Below are 16,340 nucleotides of genomic sequence, written 5' to 3'. Positions count from 1 at the left end.
GGGGTGTTACAATACCGGTAGGGCGCTCCGGCGCCGCCCGAGGTCGAAAGGGGCGGCCTTCGTCTTCGGCGGCCGCTTGAAGCATCGGAGGGAACCAAGGCATCGGAACCGGTCGCCGGACGATCGGCGCGAGGGGCCGTCGTCGGAGCGGCCGCCACCTCAGGACGGACGGAAAGGAGGGGGCGAGGTGAGCGACGAGGAACTTCTGGAACTTGCGCCGATCGCCTTCGTCGGCATCGACGACGAAACGGAAAGGCGGCAGATCGTCGATGCGCTCATGACCGTCGTCGACCCGGAGATCGGCATGGACATCATCAACCTCGGCCTCGTTTACGAGATACACAAGGAAGAGAACCGGTTGCGGGTGGTCATGACGCTCACGGCGATTGGCTGTCCGCTGGCCGGGACGATCGTCTCCGACGTGAAACATGCCGTGCTTCCCCTCGGCTATGCCGACGCGGAGGTCGAGATCGTCTACTCGCCGCCGTGGGATCGACACCGGCTGTCGCGGGTGGCGAAGATGGCCCTCGGGATGTACTGAGGAGGCCGGCCGTCGGAAGCGCGCAAAGGAGAACAATCAAGCGGCCTTCCGCCTAGCGGGCGGAAGGCCGCTTTTTTTTGCGGCCGCCGGACGATCGGCGCGAGGCGCCGGACGGACGGCGCTTTTTTTTCTCTGCAGATTTTTTGGAGCCGATCCCGGATTTCCGATCGGTGCCGCCCGAATCTCCGGAGCCGCTGGCGCTGCCTCCGTCGCTTGAAGCACCGTCGCCGCCAAAGCCGCCGAGCAGGCCGAGGAGGGTCTCGACGTCGATCGTTTTCAAGAGTTGCTGAACGTTGGCGGCGACGGACGCGAACTGGTTGACCGTCTGGGCAATCTTCTGTATATTTTGCATCGCCTGGCGGACGGTGGTCACGGTAGCGGCGATGTCCTTCGGATCGACGTTCCGGAGGGCGCCGAGGAGCTCGGCCCAGTTGAAGAGGCCGCCGCCGGAAGCTCCCGGCGGAGCAGGGGTCGCCGGCGGAGCGCCGAACGGCATCCCTGTCGGCCGCGGCGCCGGCGGAAGCGGCCGCATCGCCGGCACGGTCGGCCGGGAAGCGTACGGCACGCCGACGCCAGGGAAGCCGCCGGTGCGGCCGGGCGGCGCGGGCGGATCCTGGCCGGCGGGGCGGCCGAACGGAAACAGCCATCGGATGAGAGCGCCGAGGGGATTGGCGGGCACGAGAGGTCCCTCCTTCTCTTTTTTAAGGTATGGGGTTCGGGGGACGTCCGTCCGCCTATTTTTCGGCCCGGAACCGCCGGCCGCGAGGCAAGGCGGCAAGGCCGCTCCTCCGACCGGGATTCCGATCCGACGGCCGCGGTCGGATTCGGCCGTTCGGGGGACCGCCTCGGGCCGGCAGCAGCCTCCTGATCCGCCCGCTTCGGCGGACATATTCGCCCGATCGGCCGGCATATTAGGGAGGGAGGGGCACCCAAAGAAGGGAGGGGCACCAAAGAAGGGAGGGAACCAAAGGGGGACGGGCAAGAAAGCACGTGCCGGAAAGCGGTTTCGGAAAGGAGGGAAAACGGTGCCGCCGCGGACGGTCCAGGTCCTGTTGGCGCTCCTCGTCATGGTCAACGGCGCGCTGGCCGCGCTCATCGGCCGGAACGTCGCAGACGGCATCCGCCGCCAAGCGGTAGAGGAGGCCCGGGCGGCGTGGGCGCCGCTGGATGCGCCGGTGTACCACGATTACGATTTTGAATACGAACCGGTGGAACGGCGGCGGGAGGGGCCGTATCTCATCGAGGTCTATCGGGAGGTGGAGGTCGTTCGGGACGAGGGCGGCCGGCCGCTCGCCCGACGGCCGACCGGGGAGACGGAGGTGCTTCGCTACGTCGTCGAACCGGCGGGGATTGAGCTTCTGATCGACGATTAGGGAGGCGATGGCAGACGAATCGGAACGGTCGGTGCGGAGCGAAGAGGGAGGATGACGACGTGGAGGAATTAAGTAAACTACAGATTAAAACAAAGTTGACAAGATAGACCGGCCCGCGCTATGATGGCGCGGGAGGGATGCGCATGCGGTATACGCCGCGGGAGATCGCCCGGATCGCCTTGTTTGTCGCCTTGGCGGCGGCGAGCGTCTACCTCGCCCGCCTCATCCCGCCGATTGTCATCTTCGGCACCGGCGTGCCGGTGAGCTTCATGCCGGCCATCAGCGCCCTGGCCGGGATCCTCCTCGGCGCCCGAAACGGCGCGACGGCGATGTTCGTCTACCTCGTCGCGGGGCTGATCGGGCTTCCGGTCTACGCCGGGGGGACCGGCGGCATCGGGCACGTGCTGGCGCCGACTTTCGGCTTCATCCTCGGCTTCATCGCCGCCGCCTGGGTCGCCGGGCGGATCGCCGGTCAAAGTTCGCACCCGGCGCGGCTCGTCGTCGCCAGCGTCCTGGCCCTCGTGCCGCTGTATGCCGTCGGCATCGTCTACATGGCCGCGGTGCTGAACCTTTACCTGCATCAGCCGGCGCCGATCGCCGGCCTTGTGCTCTCGATGACGCCGTTTGTGATCAAGGACGTCGTGGAAAACGCCGCCGCCGGGCTCCTGGCCGCGGCGCTCATCCGGCGGCTTTTTCCCGAACGGCTCGGGACGGTCGCCGGGGAGGCCGGCGCCCGGGAAGGCGCCTGAGGGGGATTTCCGGCCGTCCCGCCGGTTCCGGATCGGGGAAGGGGGCACCTCCGGCGCGGGTCCCCGGCGGCCGCCGGACGAATGCGGCCTCATCTCCGACGCACCGGATGGCCCGACACCGGCTCGGAGGACGGCGCCCGAAGGCGGGCGCCGTCTTGAATTTTTCGGCGAAGATTTTTGGAGCGCGGAGATTTTTGGCGCGGCGGAGTTTTTTGGTACGATGGGGCGGGAGGGATGCCGGTGATCGCCCGCTGGCTTTTGAACGCCGTCGGTCTGATGGTGCTGCCGTACATTTTGAACGGCATTCGGGTCGACAGTTTCGTCGCCGCCCTCATCGCCGCCCTCATCCTCGGCCTTGCGAACGCCCTCATTCGCCCGGTCATCCTCTTTTTCACGCTGCCGCTGAACGTCGTGACGCTCGGGCTGTTTACGTTCGTCGTGAACGGCTTCATGCTCTGGCTCGTCGGGCTGGTCGTGAAAGGGTTTCACGTCGATTCGTTCCTGTCTGCCGTCTTCGGTTCGATCCTCTTGTCGATCCTAAGCGCCGTTCTCACCCGCCTCATCCGCTGAAGCGGGTTGTAGCCGCGTCCGTCGCCTCGCCGTCTTTCGCCGAACCGCCGAATGACACCTGCCGCTTCCGCCGAGGCAAACGTTGTGGTAGAATCGCTGGTATGTGAAAGGCACGGCCATCCGATGCAAGGCACGGCAAACGGAGGTTGTCGGCTGCATGCTGAAGCGATACGCGGCGGAGCGGCTTTCGTCCGTCATTCCGGACCTTTCGGTCGAGGCGATCGAGGCGGCGCTTGAGGTGCCACCGAACCCGGCGTTCGGCGACTGGGCCTTCCCGGCCTTTCCCCTTGCCAAAACCCGTCGGAAGGCGCCGCCGATCATCGCGCGGGAGATCGCCGAAGCGCTTGCCGCCGGAGTTTCGGGGCTTCGGGCGGAGGCCGTCGGCGGATTTGTCAACCTCCGGCTCGACCGGGCGGCGATCCTTCCGGACCTCCTTCGGGCGCTTTCGGCGCCGGAGCACAAGGCGCCGAAAGTCGGCGCCGGCGAACGGGTCATCATCGACATGTCGTCCCCGAACATCGCCAAGCCGTTCGGCGTCGGACACCTTCGCTCGACGGTCATCGGCCGGGCGCTGGCGAACCTGTACGCCCGGCTCGGCTACACGCCGGTTCGGGTGAACCACATCGGCGACTGGGGGACGCAGTTCGGCAAGCAAATCGCCGCCTACAAGCGCTGGGGCGAGGCGATCGATCGGGACGGCGGTGCCGAAGCCGGGAAGGATCGAATCCGCTTTTATCTCTCCCTTTACGTCCGCTTTCACGAGGAGGCGGAGCGGGACCCGTCCCTCGAAGCAGAAGGACGCCGCTGGTTTCAAAAGCTCGAGGCGGGCGATCCGGAGGCGCGCCGGCTCTGGCAGATGTTCGTCGAAGACAGCCTGCGGGAGTTCGAGCGGATGTATCGCCGCCTCGGCGTCGAATTCGATCGCGTCATCGGCGAAAGCTTCTACAACGACCGAATGCCGGCGGTGATCGACGAGCTCCGGGAAAAAGGCCTCCTGGAAGAGAGCGAGGGAGCGATGGTCGTCCGGCTGGACGACGAAGGGCTTCCGCCGTGTCTCATCCTGAAGTCCGACGGGACGACGCTGTACGCGACGCGAGACCTCGCGACGGCGATCTACCGCCACGACGAAATGGGGGGCGACTGGCTCGTCTACGTCGTCGGCCAGGAGCAGACGCTCCACTTCAAGCAGGTGTTTTCCGTCCTCAAGAAAATGGGCCGGACGTGGGCCGACCGGTGCGTCCACGTGCCGTTCGGGCTGCTTCGCTTTGCCGGAAAGAAGCTTTCGACCCGAAAAGGCCACGTCATCTTCCTCGAAGACGTGATCGACGAGGCGGTGGCGAAGGCCCGGGAGATCATCGAGGAGAAAAATCCGGCCCTGGAAAACAAGGACGAAGTGGCGGAGGCGGTCGGCATCGGCGCGATCGTCTTCGGCGATCTGAAAAACGGCCGCCTCGGCGATGTGAACTTTTCCCTGGAAGAGGCCCTCAACTTTGACGGCGAGACGGGGCCGTACGTTCAGTACACCCACGCCCGCGCCCGGACGGTCCTCGCCCGGGCGGCGGAAGACGCCGATCCGGCGGCGCTGGCGGCGGCGAAGGCGCGCCTTGAAAGCGGCGGGCCCCTTCCGCCGTCCGCGACGGCGGCCCTCATCACGGATGCCGCCTGGGCGGTGCTCGGCGTTCTCGACCGATATCCGGCGGAGCTCCGGGCGGCCCTCGAGCGGTACGAGCCGTCGGTGGTCGCCCGCTACGCCCTCGAGCTCGCCAAGGCGTTCAACCGCTTTTACCACGCCGAACGGATCCTCGTCCCGGACGTCGACGAGCGGGCGGCGAAGCTCGTCCTCGTCGAGCGGGCGGCGGACGTGCTTCAGGACGCCCTCGGGCTCCTCGGCATCGCGGCGCCGGAGCGGATCTAGCCTCTTGACTTTTTCCCGCTTTTCTGCTTTGATAAGCTTAATTGCAGCGAACGGGGTGATGGGAGATGAAGCGCGCCCGCCTGACCATCGCCAAGACGGTACAGAAACCGTTCTACGAAGCGAACGTCGCCGCCGGGACGGAGCACTTCTACGACGAGGATTACCGGGACGTGTGGGTCGATGCGGAAGCCGAGACGGGACATCGCTTCACGATCGCCGAGCGGGTCGAGCTTTTGAAGCAGTCCCAGTCCGTGATCCACTTTCACGCGGGCGGGACGGACTATTTCTTCAGCAAGAACCTGGAAGACTACTGGTTTGAGATCGCCGATCTGATCGAAGATCGCTACGCGTAAGCCGGCGGGCCGCGCCCCGGCGGTATCGGCGCCGAGCGGCGCCGCGATCGGATCGCGATCCGGAGGAAGACGGCCGAGCCGCCCGAGGGCGGCTTTTTTTGGGCTTGAAGTTAAAACCGGAGCAAAAACTGCCGGAGCGTTTCGATCAGCCGGGAGAGCCGCTCGAGCGCCAGGCCGATGACGACGATCAGGCCGAGGGCGTTGACCCACGGGATGTAAGCGTCCTTGTGGAGGGCGGCGAGGATCGTGTCGAGGACGGCGACGAGAATCGCCAGGACGAAGATGAGAATGAGGATGCTCCAGTCGGCGCCGGACACCGCATCGGCCCTCCTCCCGCGGCCGGCCGCTTCCGGCCTGTGGTCCGGCCGAACGATCGTCGGCCAGAGGGCGTCGGCCGTGTGACTAGGCCGATCATATGTCGGCCGGCGGACGGATATGATGAAAAACGGTTTGGCAAAAAAGACGGGAGGGAGACGGCCGTGCGGGCGCTTTTTTTGTGGGCGCTCTTCGTCGCCGTGTGGGCTTGGGGCCGGCCGGCGCTGTTTTGGCCCGCCCTCGGGCTCGCGGCCTTCGCCTGGTGGCGCCTTCCCGGCGGCGAAAAGCGGTGAGTCGAATCGTCCGCCCCATCGGCGCCTTTTGGCTGGCCGCTTTCGCCCTCATGGCTTGGGTCGGCTTTTCTCTGCGGACGGTGCTGGCGTCGCCGCTTCGAACGGCCGAGGGGTGGGTCGCGGCGGCGGTCGGCGGGAAAGCGATGCCGGCGATCGCTTTTCCGGTCGGTCTGGACGGGGAAGCCCTTCGGTCGGCGCTGCGGGCGGCGCTGCGGGAGGATGCCTCTTTCCGGGCGGCGGCCATCGACGGCATCCGGTGGGCGGCCCGGGAAGGCGGGGCGGTGTTTCGTCCGGCGGTCGGGTGGCGGGGGATCGTTCACCCGGCACCGACGATCGCTTGGCCGGCAGGGGCGGTCCGGGTGCCGGCGCTTCAGCCGGTCCTTTCGCTCATCGGAGCCGCGGAAGGGTGGACGGCTGAGGCCCGCTACAACGCCGGCGGCGTCCGGATGCCGCTTTCCCTCGAGCCGGATGGAACGGTCGGCCCGGTGCCGGCCGTCCCCGGCCGGCTGGAGGTCGAACTCCGGGGGCCGCTCGGCGCGTGGCGGATGGCGCGGTCGATCGCCGGGGCGGCGGCGTGGGAGCTCGGCGGGGCGACCGCCGTCCTTCAGGCGGAAGCGCCGGCGGCGCTCCGGCTGACGTTCGATGCGCCGGCGGCGGAGGCGTGGATCGACGGCCGGGGGGCGGGGACCGTCGTCCCCGGCGCGATCCTCGGACCGCTTCCGGCGGGGGAGCATGCGGTGCGGCTCGTCCGGCGGGATCCGTGGGGAACGTCCGAGGCGTCGGCGACGGTCCGGGCGCCGGGGGAAGCGACGCTTCATCTCGACCGCTTCGGCGAGGCGTTTCGGGCGAAGGTCTTCGAAACGCTCGGCCGCCGGTACCGGGCGCTGGAGGAAGCGCTCCGGGGAGAAGGGACGGCCGGCGATTCGGGGGACGGGGCGGCGTGGACGCCGGCGTTCGGGGCGGCCCTCGCCGAGCGCCTCGGCGAGGTGCGGGCGGCCGGAGCGGTCTACGGCGGGCGGCTGCACCGGGCATGGGTCGATCCAGCCTCGATCGCGGTGGACGAGGTGCCGGAGGGGGGACTGATGGTGCGGCTTAGGGCGGTGCTGGAGTACGCGGCGGCGCCGGTGTGGTGGATGCCGGAGCCACCGGACGTCCGGCCGGGCGCTCCGGCCGACGCCGTTCCGGGCGAAACGGCCGGTCCGGACGGCAGGTCATCCGGCGCGGTCGACTCCGCCGATGGAGCAGGCGCTCCGGCCGATCGCCTCCGTCCGGACGGTCGGTCCGGCGGAGCGCTTCGGGGGGAACGGGTGACGCTCGTTTTTTCCGGCGGGGTGTGGCGCCTCGACGATCTCGAGGCGGAGTCGCTTCCGGCGCCGTTTGCCGAAGCCGCCGGTTCCGGGCCCGCGGTGCCGGGCGATGCTCAGGCGGCCGGTCCGTCGGGACCGGGCGAAGCGCCCGCGGTCGACCGGCCGGAGGCGGGCGGTCGGCCGGCGGCCGGGGAGGAGCGAGCGCCGGATCGGCTGGCGGCCCGGGCGGCGCAGGCGGCTCAGCGGGCGGGTTGGACGGAGGTGCCGGTCGGCGAGGCCGTCGTCGTCGGCGTCGACGCCTATGCTCCGCCGGCGGTCGAGCGGCGGGGCGACCGGCTCTTCGGCCGCGAGGTCGAGCGGTGGACGGAGGCGGCCCGCCGGTCCGGGACCCGGCTCGTCTTCGTCGACGTCCCGCCCGGGGCGGCGCCGGCGGCCCTTCGGGCGGGGGCGATCGACGCCTATTTCGGCGGTTTTTCCGAGGCGGCGCTCCGGCGGCTCGTCGCCGGGGTGCCGGCAGCGGTGAAGGGCGCGACCGGCGGCGCCTTTGCCGTCCGGAAGGGCTGGGAGGACGTTCCCTTGATCCGGGCCGTGGAAAGCCTTTTTTCTGGGTCCGGAATGTGATATCATGAATCAGACGCCGTTGGCTTGGGGGGAACGTCGGATGCGGGCACCGGAAGACCTGGCGGCACGGGCGCTTCAGCTCATCTTGAGCGACGCGGAGCAGATCGAACGGCTGATCCGCGTCCAGCTCGACAATTTAACGATGCCGCACTGCCCCCTGTACGAAGAAGTGCTCGATACGCAGATGTTCGGCCTCTCGCGGGAAATCAACTTTGCCGTCCGTCTGGGTCTGATCTCGAAGGAACAGGGGCGACAGATTCTCGATCATCTGGAAAAAGAGCTCACCGAACTGTACAACGCCCACGAGCGCCGCTCGTCGGAAGCCCGGCTGGGATCCGGCTGAGCGGCTTTTTTGTTCGGACACGCCGGCGCCGAATCCGGAAAAGAGCGCCGAGAACCGTAGCGCGCCGAGGACGAAAGGCTCGCCGACGAGGCGGAGAAGCGAGGCTAAGTCCCGAGGCGCATGATCCACCAGGCGGCGATCGGAAGCACCGGCCCGAGGACGGCGAGAAAGACGCCGCTTGCCCGGTGCCCTTCCCACCACTCGTCCCGGGCCGCCTTGAGGCTGTAGAGGCCGGCGGCGGTGGCGAAAAGAAGCGTCATCAGATCCACGGCCCATCCCTCCTTTCCGCTTTTGCCCCGCGTTCCGGCGGGCCGAAACGGGGGAACGATCCGCCCGGTCGGGAGGGGCGGGTTCCGCCACGTCATCCGGGCGGCCGGATCGTACGCCGGCCCAACAAATCCTCAAGCGGCCGGCTTCTTTCGTCCGGATTAAACTGTTTGCCGAAGTCGATCATCTCGATCCGGTAGCGGACCCGAACCCGGGCGTCGGGAAAGCGATCGGCGAAGTCGAACCGCTCCCAGGCGTCCCACGTCCAGAATTTCTGCCGGGCGTAACGGGCCCAGTCGAACAGGTCGACCCGCCATTCCTTCTGCGCCTTGTGGAGGAGTCGCGCGGTCTTTTCGTCCATCTGCTCAAGGATGGATTGAATTAATTTTTTTTGCAGCGACCGGTCGGTGACGTAGTCGACCTTGCTCGGGATGGAGAGGACCTCGACGTAAAACGGGACGTCGACGGTGATCACCATCGGATCCCGGGAAAGGTCGATCCGGATGAGGGGCGGCGTCTCGTTTTTGATCCGGGTGCTGACCTGAAAGATCGGTTTGACGGGATCGCGAAAGCTCATGTAATACGAAGCCACTCGGAGCTTGTGGGCGAGAAGGAGGGCAAGCCGCGTCTCTTCGCCGGTCAGGGCGCCGATCATCTTCCCGCGGTAGACGATCGCCGAACCGATCATCTCCACCGGATCGCCGCCTTTGATCTCGGCTTTGCCGGCGGTCGTGTCGTCCATGCGGCCTTTTTCCCCCGGCAGTGTTCGCCGGGCGGAGGCGTAGACGAAGAGATACGGCTGACCGGCGGCGTGAGCCCGGAGGTAGTCGTTCATGCTGGAGAGGGGCACGATGCCGGTATCCTTCCAGCGGTTTAGCTTGTAGCGGTAAAACTCATAGATGAGCGTCTCGAAGCGGGGGACGTTCTTCCGGATAAAGTCTTCCGCCCGCTCCCGGGTGATGATGACCGGCGTTTCCCGGCGCATTTCCGGATCCCGGATCGTCATCGCGAGGACGGAATACAGATCAACGTTCCGGGCGAGGTCTTCGCTGATGAGGAAGGCCTGCGTCTGGGAGATGTTGATGCGGCGGGTGATGACGGCGTTGGCGAGGTCTTTTGTCATGAGGGGCGTCGTGTTTTTGAGCGTGATGTTCGTCATCCGGGGCTCCCCTTCGGCGGCGGTGCCGAGGGTGATGGTCGCCTTCTGGGTGTTCACGATCTGAAGGGTCACGTCGAGAAGCCCCGGCCGCTCGCCCCGGTCGAAGCCGATCGCGGTGACGAAGGCGATGTCTTCGAGCTCGACCTTATCCCAGCAGCCGCCGAGAAAAAGCGCGAGCAGTGCTGCGCCCAGCCCCTGGACCAGGCGCCTTCCGACGGACCGGCGCTCCGGACCGCCCGTCCGGCCCCCTTCGCCCGCCGCGGCGCTTCGCCCCTTCCGGCACCGCCCGGCGCCTCGGCCGCCTCCGTCCTCCCCGCCGCCCCGGTCCTTCCTGTGGCGTCCGGCGCCGCCCACCCCCGGCGATTCGGCATCCTCCCGGGCGGCCTCAAAAATGCGGTCTTTCCCGTTACACACGGCGCCGTCCCCTTCCGCTCCCCCGGCGGGCTTTCCGGTAATAAAGGACGCCGATCAGGATCAGGGACGGAAAGACGACCGCGGTGAGGAGAATGAGCTTTGCGTCCCGGTAGGCGTACTGGCTGGTAAACGATCGGTACGGGTACAGCCCGGCGACAAAAAGGAGGCCGATGAGGGGGATCGTCAGGCGCTGAAAGGCGCCGGCGCCGAGGAGGACCTGAAGGAGCCAGAGATCGAAGTACAGATAGATGGCAAAGTGGACGACGGCGGCAATCGCCCAGATGGCAAGAAAGATGGCCTCGACGTGGTTGATGTACCAGCCGAAGTGGGCCAAGCGCGTGAGCTGCTGGAAGGGATACACCAGGCCGTTCACCGCCGGATAGCCGAAGGCGGCGATGTAGACGAAAAGAAGCGCCGCGATCGACAGGGCGCCGAGGCCGCCGCCCAGGACCACCCCCCGCCAATACGTTCGGGCGCCGCCGACGTAACGGTCGGCGACAAGGGCGAGGTAGAGGAGGTCGACGTAGAGGGCGAGGTGGGTGAGGGGGCCGGTGAACGCTTTTTCCCCGGTGCCGAGCAGGGGATAGATCTCCCGGTAGTCGAGGACGTCGAAGATGCCGACGAACAAAGCGACGTAGCCGAGCAGGGCGTACGGGAGAAGGAGCGACGCGAGCCGACCGACCGTCTCGATTCCCTTCGCCGCGACATAGCCGGCGACGATGAGGAAAAGGCCGTAGAGAAAGACGCCCGGCGTTTTGGAGAAAAACATCACCTCGAGAAGCAGCGCATACGCCCGGACATTGAGCACCGTCGCCAAGAGAAAGAGGATCAGCCAAAGCCCGAAGACGAGGCGGACCCCGCCGCCCCCAAGGACGTCTTCGGCGAGGGCCCAGATCCCCCGATCGCCGGCGGCGGAAAGGAGCCGGGCGGTGAGCCAGAGAAACGGGAGGACGTAGGCGAAGCCGGCGAGAGCGCTCATCCAGGCGGCGTTCCCGCCGAAGGTGATCCAAAACTCCGGCGTCGTATCCGTCCCCTTGAGGCCGAGAAGAAAAAAACTCATCGCCAAAAGCTCCCGGAGGCCGATCTGTTCGTTGCTGGACGGGTTCGGCCGGTGGAGCGCCGCTTCGGAGAGGCCCGGCTTCATCGCCCGACCCTCCCGGATCGGCCGGCCCCCTCCGCCTGTGTCCGCTTTTCCGCCCGGCGCCGACTCAGGCGCCCGAAGAGGGCGAAAAAGCCGCTCGCGTCGAGGCGGGTCTTCGTCCGGAGGAGAAGCGCCTGCGGCAGCGTCGTTTCCTCCGGGGCCGGCCGCCGGAGGAAGACGTCCTGCGACGACGGCGTGTACGGCGCCCAGGGGGCGTAGTAACCGACGCCGAACGACTTGAAGGAGACGGCGTAGGCGAGGGTGACGGCCAGAAGCAGGGAGAGGCCGAGGAACCCGAGGAGGGCGCTGGCGACGAGAAAGGCAAAGCGCCCGATGCGGAGGGCGAGGTTGAGAGAAAGGTCCGGCTGGGTGAAGGAGGCAAGGCCGGTGATGGCGACGACGATGACGAGAATCGGGCTCACGAGGCCGGCCTGCACCGCCGCCTGGCCGAGGATGAGGGCGCCGACGATGCCGATCGTCGGGCCGATCTGGGACGGGATGCGGACGCTCGCCTCCCGGATGAGCTCGAAGCTGAGTTCCATCAGGAACACTTCCAGCACCGCCGGGAAGGGGACGACCTCCCGGGAGCCGCTGATCGACATGAGAAGGTCGAGCGGGATCATCTCCACATGGTAGTTCGTCGCCGCGATGTAAAGCCCCGGCGTGAGGAGGGTGAGGAAAAAGGCGATGGTCCGGATCGAGCGGATGAACCAGGCGTAGGGGAGCCGCTGGTAGTGGTCTTCCGAGGCGTGAAAGACGTTCCAGTACGTCGCCGGTGCGATGAAGGCGTACGGCAGGTTGTCCTGGAGGATGACGACGTGGCCCTCCATGAGGTGCGCCATCGCCCGGTCTGGCCGTTCCGTCGTCAGCATCGACGGAAGGAGCGAATACGGCCGCTCTTCGATCAGTTGCTCGACGCTTTTCACCCAGTCGTATTCGAGGGCCTCGATGGCGTCGAGGCGGCTTTCGATGTCGGCGACGAGGTGGGGGTTGGCGAGGGACTGGATGTAGGCGACGACGATGCCGGTGCGGTTTTTCTGGCCGATCTCCCGCCGACGGACGATGAGGTCCGGCGAGCGGACGTAGCGCCGGAGGAGGGCGATGTTCGTCTCGAGGCGCTCGGTGAAGCCTTCTTGAGGGCCTTTGAGGACGTTTTCGTTCGTCGGCTTATCGATATTTCGGACGGGGTAGTCGTCGAGGTTGAACGCATACGCCCGCCGGAGCCGGTCGATGAGGAGGACCGGATGGCCGTCGACGAGGGCGTTTTCCACCGCTTCCATCGTTTCGAGGACGACGATGTCGAGGGCGGTGAGTCGCTGATCCCGGAGCGGATCGTGGGTGCGGCCGCCGTCTTTTATTAGGCTGATCGGCCGGATGATGGCCCGTTCGATTTGGTCTTCGTCGGCGATGCCGCGAAAATAAAAGAGGGCCGCCGCCCGCCGGCCGTAGACGAGCTCCCGGCGGCGGAAGTCGTCGTTTGCCTGAAAATGAAACGTCGCCTCCAGCCGCCGGATCGCCGGGGCGAGCCGCCGGGGGATCGGCGTTTGGGGCTGGGTCTTTTTTTTCGCTTCTGTGCGCCGCTTCAGTTCGTCCCGATGGGTGACCAGGGGGTTTTTCCGCCACACGGCCAACACCTCGCCGGCCGTTAGTGTTTGCCGCGGGAGGAAAAACATGTACGCTCGCCGCGGCGGCGGGCGCCGTCTTCTCCGGACGTTCGATGCGGTGCTGTCGTCCGGCGAGGGGGCCGCCGGATGAAACCGTCGCCGGTGGGCCCGGCCGCTTTTGAGGGATCGGCCCGGCCGCTTGCGAGGCCGCTAGCGGCGGGGAAGCTCCCGGGAGAGGGCGAGGACCCAGCCGGTCAGAAGATGCGTCACGACGAGGGACGAGCCGCCGTAGGAGATGAGGGGAAGGGTCACGCCGGTGATCGGCAAAAGCCCGGTCACGCCCCCCAGGTTCATGAGCGCCTGCACCGCGATGGCGCTCATGGCGCCGACGCCAAGGAGCTTGGCGAACGGGTCCGGGTGCCGGAGGGAGAGGACGAACCCGCGGCCGATCCAGGTGGCGTAGGCGAGGAGAAAAACCCCGGAGCCGAGAAAGCCGAGCTCTTCGGCCAGAACGGCGAAGATGAAATCGTTGTACGGGAACGGAAGATAAAAAAACTTCTGCACGCTTTCTCCGAGTCCGACGCCGGCGAGGCCGCCGTGAGCGATGGCGTAAAGGGACTGGATGAGGTGATAGCCGCTCCTGCCGGGATCCTGCCACGGGTCGAGAAAACCGGTGATTCGTTTCAGCCGGTACGGAAAGAGGACGATCGCCAGCACAAGCGGCGGGAGGCTCAGTGCGGCGACGGCGAGCAGGTGGCGGATCCGGGCGCCGCCGGCAAACAGGACGAGGAAGGCGGTGCCGACGAGGATGAGGGCGGTTCCGAGGTCTTTTTGCACGATGAGCGGGAGGGCAAACGCCCCGACGACGACGAAGGGCGGCAAAAATCCCCGGGACCACGTCCGCACCTGGGACCCTTTTTTGCTCAGAAGATGGGCGAGGTAGAGGACGAGGGCGGGTTTGGCGAGCTCGCCCGGCTGGACGCTCAGACTGCCGAGGCGGATCCACGTCCGGGAGCCGTTCAGCTCGACGCCGAGGTGGGGGAGGTAGACGGTAAACAACCCGGCCCAGGCGAGGAAAAGAAGCGGCAGCGTGAGTTTTCTGAGCTGAGCCGGCCGAATGTTTTCGGCGAGGAAAAGGGTAAACAGGGCGACGGCGAGCCAGAGGGCCTGCCGCCGGACGAAGTAAAACGGATCGCCCCATTCCGCGGCGGCGAGGGGAAGGCTGGCGCTTCCGACCATGATGAGGCCGAAAACAGAGTGCGCCACGGTCAAAAACAAAAACAAAAAATCCGGGGCCCGGCGCCGGAGGGCCGCCTCCGGGCGGGCGGACGTTCGGGCTTCGAGCATCATCCGGCGCTCCTTCGCCGGCGGCGATCGGACGCCTTTCGGCGGGATAAAAGTCGACGCCGCAGCGGACATTAATCGCGAGGAGGTGGAAGACGATGCAGGTTCAGGAGATCATGGCCAAGCGGGTCATCAGCGTCAAACACGATGACACCGTTCGAACCGCCGCGCAGCGGATGCGGGATCACGAGATCGGCGCCCTGCCGGTCCTGGACGCCCACGACCGGCTCGCGGGGATTCTCACCGACCGGGACATCGTTCGGCGGGTCGTCGCCGAAGGGAAGCCCGACACGACGGCGGTCAAGGAAGTGATGACGCCGAACCCGGTGACGGTGTCGCCGACGGACGACGTGCGTTTCGTCGCGAAGCAAATGAGCGAAAAGCAGATCCGTCGGCTCCCCGTCGTCGACGGCGGCCGGGTCGTCGGCATGGTCGCGGTCAAGGACCTCGCCGACCACGCCGAGACGCTGAAATACACCGACACCGTCATCCGGGAAGTGTCGGAAGACTACGCCGAACACCGGCAGGAGGTCCACTGACGTCCGGCCGGGGCGCGCCGGCGCCCCCCGGCTTTGGGACCATCACCATCCCCGTCGCGCGATCTCGAGCGGGAGGACGGCGCGGGTCTAGACGATGAAAGGGAGCGCGAGGCGCTCCCTTTCATCGTGTGCGTTTCTTCGCCGCCGGGCCGGCGCCCCGCCGGTGCGCCCTCCGCAGGCGTTCGGATCTCCGGCTTCAGGCCTAAACTCCCGTCGGACGAAGCCGTCCTCGGCGTTCGAGACCCGATCCGGTGCCGGGCGCACGCCGCTCGCTCCGGCGACCGGTTTCCGGTCCCCGAAGCGGCGGTCAGCTCCCGAGGCCCGGGCCGGTGAGCGGCAAAGCAAAGAAGATGACGTACAAAAACGCCACGAACGCCACGACCATGTACCCGTTGAAGAGAAGGAGGTAGGTCCGCTCGCTTAAACCGAGGTAGCTCAGGGCGGCGAAGACGGCCGTCTGGGCGAAGAAAATGAGGGCCATCGGCAGGAGGTCCATCCAGAAACCGATCAGCGCGATGATGAGGGAAAAATAGGCAAGCACGCGGAACATCCGCGCCATCCCGGCATCACCCCCAGGGCTTATTATACCGGATTCTGCCTGTCGATTCGAGCCTCGCTTCGTGGTGGCACCGCCGACGGCGGCACCGCCGATCGCGACCCCGCTTGTCGCGCCCCACCGATCGAGACCGCTTCGAATGTCTCCTTCGACGCGGCGCGAAGACTAGGGGAGGCGGACGGCGATGTAGCGGCAGACCGGCGCTCCGTCGATCATCGACTGCTCTTCGATGAGATCGCTCCTTCCGAGAAAGGCCCGGAAGATGCCTTTTAAATAGGCGTGGTGCAGGGTGCAGACCGTCGGATGCTGGAACGCCTGTTCCTTGAAGGCGCAGCTGTGGACGGCCAGGCGGAAGGCGTCCTCATCGATCGGCTCGACGTCCGGCGAAAGGCCGGGATCGCCGGAGAGGCGCCGGACGTGTTCGACGATCTCTTCCGGCGTGAGGGTCTCCGGCTTCAAGTCGTGTTCTTCAAGGTAACGCCGGGCGAGGTCGTAGCCTTTTTCTTCGGCCACGGCGGTGATCATCTGCTCGCCGTTGTGTTTGAACCGTTCGAGGGCGGTGAGGGCGATGTCGGCCAGCGTCTCGTAATCCCGGTGGGGGAGCGATATCGAGACGCTTTTGTCGACCGCCCGATAAAGGCGGCCCGGCCGGCCGCCTCGGCCGGTATGTTCGATCTCGCCGACGATTAGCCCGACCTCTTCGAGCCGGCTGAGGTGAAGCCGGGCGACGTTCGGGTGGATGCCGAACTTGTCGGCGACGTCCTGAACCGAGACGCCTTCGGGGGTGTTGAGCACGTGCCGGTAAATGGCAAAACGCGTCGGCACGGCGAGGGCGGCGCTCAGGCGGATGAGGCGGTCGTCCATCGTTCAGGCTCCTTTTGTGCCGTTTTCAAACAAAGTATAACCGATCCGTCCGTCGCATGAAAGCATTTATTA

Annotated in this window: 19 protein-coding genes; 10 read left to right on the top strand and 9 right to left on the bottom strand. The window is 66.8% G+C overall.

What is annotated here, in order from left to right:
* The first annotated feature begins 187 nt into the window (after window positions 1-187).
* On the top strand, window positions 188-541 hold the full coding sequence (locus SA87_RS09070) for a metal-sulfur cluster assembly factor (protein ID WP_156423396.1): 354 nt from the start codon (window positions 188-190) through the stop codon (window positions 539-541).
* A 52-nt stretch (window positions 542-593) separates the two neighbouring features.
* On the opposite strand, the gene SA87_RS09065 is transcribed toward SA87_RS09070, so the two are convergent.
* The gene (locus SA87_RS09065; protein WP_066202205.1) at window positions 594-1,220 is read right to left on the bottom strand and encodes a hypothetical protein; all 627 of its coding nucleotides are present in this window, start codon (window positions 1,218-1,220) and stop codon (window positions 594-596) included.
* Between the two features lie 346 nt (window positions 1,221-1,566).
* On the opposite strand from SA87_RS09065, the gene SA87_RS09060 reads away from it, so the two are divergent.
* The 5 genes from SA87_RS09060 to SA87_RS09040 all read left to right on the top strand — a co-directional run bounded on the left by SA87_RS09060 (window position 1,567) and on the right by SA87_RS09040 (window position 5,501).
* Window positions 1,567-1,914, top strand: a complete 348-nt coding sequence (locus SA87_RS09060) for a hypothetical protein (RefSeq protein ID WP_066202203.1) — start codon at window positions 1,567-1,569, stop codon at window positions 1,912-1,914.
* 137 nt (window positions 1,915-2,051) lie between these two features.
* A complete protein-coding gene (locus SA87_RS09055; protein WP_082718094.1) occupies window positions 2,052-2,663 on the top strand; it encodes a biotin transporter BioY in 612 nt (203 codons plus the stop codon).
* Window positions 2,664-2,897: 234 nt separating this feature from the next.
* Window positions 2,898-3,233, top strand: a complete 336-nt coding sequence (locus SA87_RS09050) for a phage holin family protein (protein ID WP_066202199.1) — start codon at window positions 2,898-2,900, stop codon at window positions 3,231-3,233.
* 157 nt (window positions 3,234-3,390) lie between these two features.
* The gene (gene argS / locus SA87_RS09045; protein WP_066202197.1) at window positions 3,391-5,148 is read left to right on the top strand and encodes an arginine--tRNA ligase; all 1,758 of its coding nucleotides are present in this window, start codon (window positions 3,391-3,393) and stop codon (window positions 5,146-5,148) included.
* A gap of 65 nt (window positions 5,149-5,213) precedes the next feature.
* The gene (locus SA87_RS09040) at window positions 5,214-5,501 is read left to right on the top strand and encodes a hypothetical protein (protein WP_066202194.1); all 288 of its coding nucleotides are present in this window, start codon (window positions 5,214-5,216) and stop codon (window positions 5,499-5,501) included.
* A gap of 110 nt (window positions 5,502-5,611) precedes the next feature.
* Here the strand turns inward: SA87_RS09040 and SA87_RS09035 are convergent, their stop codons facing one another.
* A complete protein-coding gene (locus SA87_RS09035) occupies window positions 5,612-5,818 on the bottom strand; it encodes a SpoIIIAC/SpoIIIAD family protein (RefSeq protein ID WP_066202192.1) in 207 nt (68 codons plus the stop codon).
* A gap of 81 nt (window positions 5,819-5,899) precedes the next feature.
* Between SA87_RS09035 and SA87_RS13260 the strand changes: the two genes are divergently transcribed.
* From SA87_RS13260 to SA87_RS09025, 3 genes are read left to right on the top strand one after another with little or no spacing between them, the layout of a single operon-like run.
* Window positions 5,900-6,109, top strand: a complete 210-nt coding sequence (locus SA87_RS13260) for a hypothetical protein (RefSeq protein ID WP_156423446.1) — start codon at window positions 5,900-5,902, stop codon at window positions 6,107-6,109.
* Window positions 6,106-8,037, top strand: coding sequence for a hypothetical protein (locus SA87_RS09030; RefSeq protein ID WP_066202189.1), 1,932 nt, complete (start codon window positions 6,106-6,108; stop codon window positions 8,035-8,037). The genes SA87_RS13260 and SA87_RS09030 overlap by 4 nt, the downstream gene beginning before the upstream one ends.
* 40 nt (window positions 8,038-8,077) lie before the next feature.
* Complete coding sequence (locus SA87_RS09025; RefSeq protein WP_066202187.1) at window positions 8,078-8,380, top strand: Fpa/YlaN family protein; 303 nt, start codon at window positions 8,078-8,080, stop codon at window positions 8,378-8,380.
* A 104-nt stretch (window positions 8,381-8,484) separates the two neighbouring features.
* Here SA87_RS09025 and SA87_RS13255 read toward each other — a convergent pair whose 3' ends face one another.
* The 5 genes from SA87_RS13255 to ftsW all read right to left on the bottom strand — a co-directional run bounded on the left by SA87_RS13255 (window position 8,485) and on the right by ftsW (window position 14,312).
* A complete protein-coding gene (locus tag SA87_RS13255; RefSeq protein ID WP_156423496.1) occupies window positions 8,485-8,649 on the bottom strand; it encodes a hypothetical protein in 165 nt (54 codons plus the stop codon).
* A 92-nt stretch (window positions 8,650-8,741) separates the two neighbouring features.
* The gene (locus SA87_RS09015) at window positions 8,742-10,220 is read right to left on the bottom strand and encodes a Ger(x)C family spore germination protein (RefSeq protein WP_066202185.1); all 1,479 of its coding nucleotides are present in this window, start codon (window positions 10,218-10,220) and stop codon (window positions 8,742-8,744) included.
* Window positions 10,213-11,364, bottom strand: coding sequence for a GerAB/ArcD/ProY family transporter (locus SA87_RS09010; RefSeq protein WP_066202183.1), 1,152 nt, complete (start codon window positions 11,362-11,364; stop codon window positions 10,213-10,215). The genes SA87_RS09015 and SA87_RS09010 overlap by 8 nt, the downstream gene beginning before the upstream one ends.
* Window positions 11,361-12,995, bottom strand: coding sequence for a spore germination protein (locus SA87_RS09005; RefSeq protein WP_169793267.1), 1,635 nt, complete (start codon window positions 12,993-12,995; stop codon window positions 11,361-11,363). Before SA87_RS09005 ends, SA87_RS09010 begins: the two co-directional genes overlap by 4 nt.
* A gap of 180 nt (window positions 12,996-13,175) precedes the next feature.
* Complete coding sequence (gene ftsW / locus SA87_RS09000) at window positions 13,176-14,312, bottom strand: putative lipid II flippase FtsW (RefSeq protein WP_066202297.1); 1,137 nt, start codon at window positions 14,310-14,312, stop codon at window positions 13,176-13,178.
* 95 nt (window positions 14,313-14,407) lie between these two features.
* Between ftsW and SA87_RS08995 the strand changes: the two genes are divergently transcribed.
* Window positions 14,408-14,848, top strand: coding sequence for a CBS domain-containing protein (locus SA87_RS08995; protein WP_066202178.1), 441 nt, complete (start codon window positions 14,408-14,410; stop codon window positions 14,846-14,848).
* Window positions 14,849-15,155: 307 nt separating this feature from the next.
* Here SA87_RS08995 and SA87_RS08990 read toward each other — a convergent pair whose 3' ends face one another.
* Window positions 15,156-15,407, bottom strand: a complete 252-nt coding sequence (locus tag SA87_RS08990) for a DUF2626 family protein (protein ID WP_066202176.1) — start codon at window positions 15,405-15,407, stop codon at window positions 15,156-15,158.
* A 162-nt stretch (window positions 15,408-15,569) separates the two neighbouring features.
* Entirely contained in the window at window positions 15,570-16,268 is a 699-nt protein-coding gene (locus SA87_RS08985; RefSeq protein ID WP_066202174.1) for a helix-turn-helix transcriptional regulator, read from the bottom strand.
* Window positions 16,269-16,340: the final 72 nt, after the last annotated feature.

The sequence above is a fragment of the Hydrogenibacillus schlegelii genome, assembly GCF_001653195.1.
Taxonomy (GTDB): Bacteria; Bacillota; Bacilli; order Thermicanales; family DSM-22653; genus Hydrogenibacillus; species Hydrogenibacillus schlegelii.
Note: the sequence above shows the minus strand (reverse complement) of the source record. Positions and strands in the feature narration are given on the sequence as shown.

Bases quoted from the DNA above. Each gene is read 5' to 3' on its own strand.
- SA87_RS09055 (WP_082718094.1), top strand. From the start codon at position 2,052: ATGCGCATGCGGTATACGCCGCGGGAGATCGCCCGGATCGCCTTGTTT.
- SA87_RS09050 (WP_066202199.1), top strand. From the start codon at position 2,898: ATGCCGGTGATCGCCCGCTGGCTTTTGAACGCCGTCGGTCTGATGGTG.
- argS (WP_066202197.1), top strand. From the start codon at position 3,391: ATGCTGAAGCGATACGCGGCGGAGCGGCTTTCGTCCGTCATTCCGGAC.
- SA87_RS09040 (WP_066202194.1), top strand. From the start codon at position 5,214: ATGAAGCGCGCCCGCCTGACCATCGCCAAGACGGTACAGAAACCGTTC.
- SA87_RS09025 (WP_066202187.1), top strand. From the start codon at position 8,078: ATGCGGGCACCGGAAGACCTGGCGGCACGGGCGCTTCAGCTCATCTTG.
- SA87_RS09010 (WP_066202183.1), bottom strand. From the start codon at position 11,364: ATGAAGCCGGGCCTCTCCGAAGCGGCGCTCCACCGGCCGAACCCGTCC.
- ftsW (WP_066202297.1), bottom strand. From the start codon at position 14,312: ATGCTCGAAGCCCGAACGTCCGCCCGCCCGGAGGCGGCCCTCCGGCGC.
- SA87_RS08995 (WP_066202178.1), top strand. From the start codon at position 14,408: ATGCAGGTTCAGGAGATCATGGCCAAGCGGGTCATCAGCGTCAAACAC.
- SA87_RS08990 (WP_066202176.1), bottom strand. From the start codon at position 15,407: ATGGCGCGGATGTTCCGCGTGCTTGCCTATTTTTCCCTCATCATCGCG.
- SA87_RS08985 (WP_066202174.1), bottom strand. From the start codon at position 16,268: ATGGACGACCGCCTCATCCGCCTGAGCGCCGCCCTCGCCGTGCCGACG.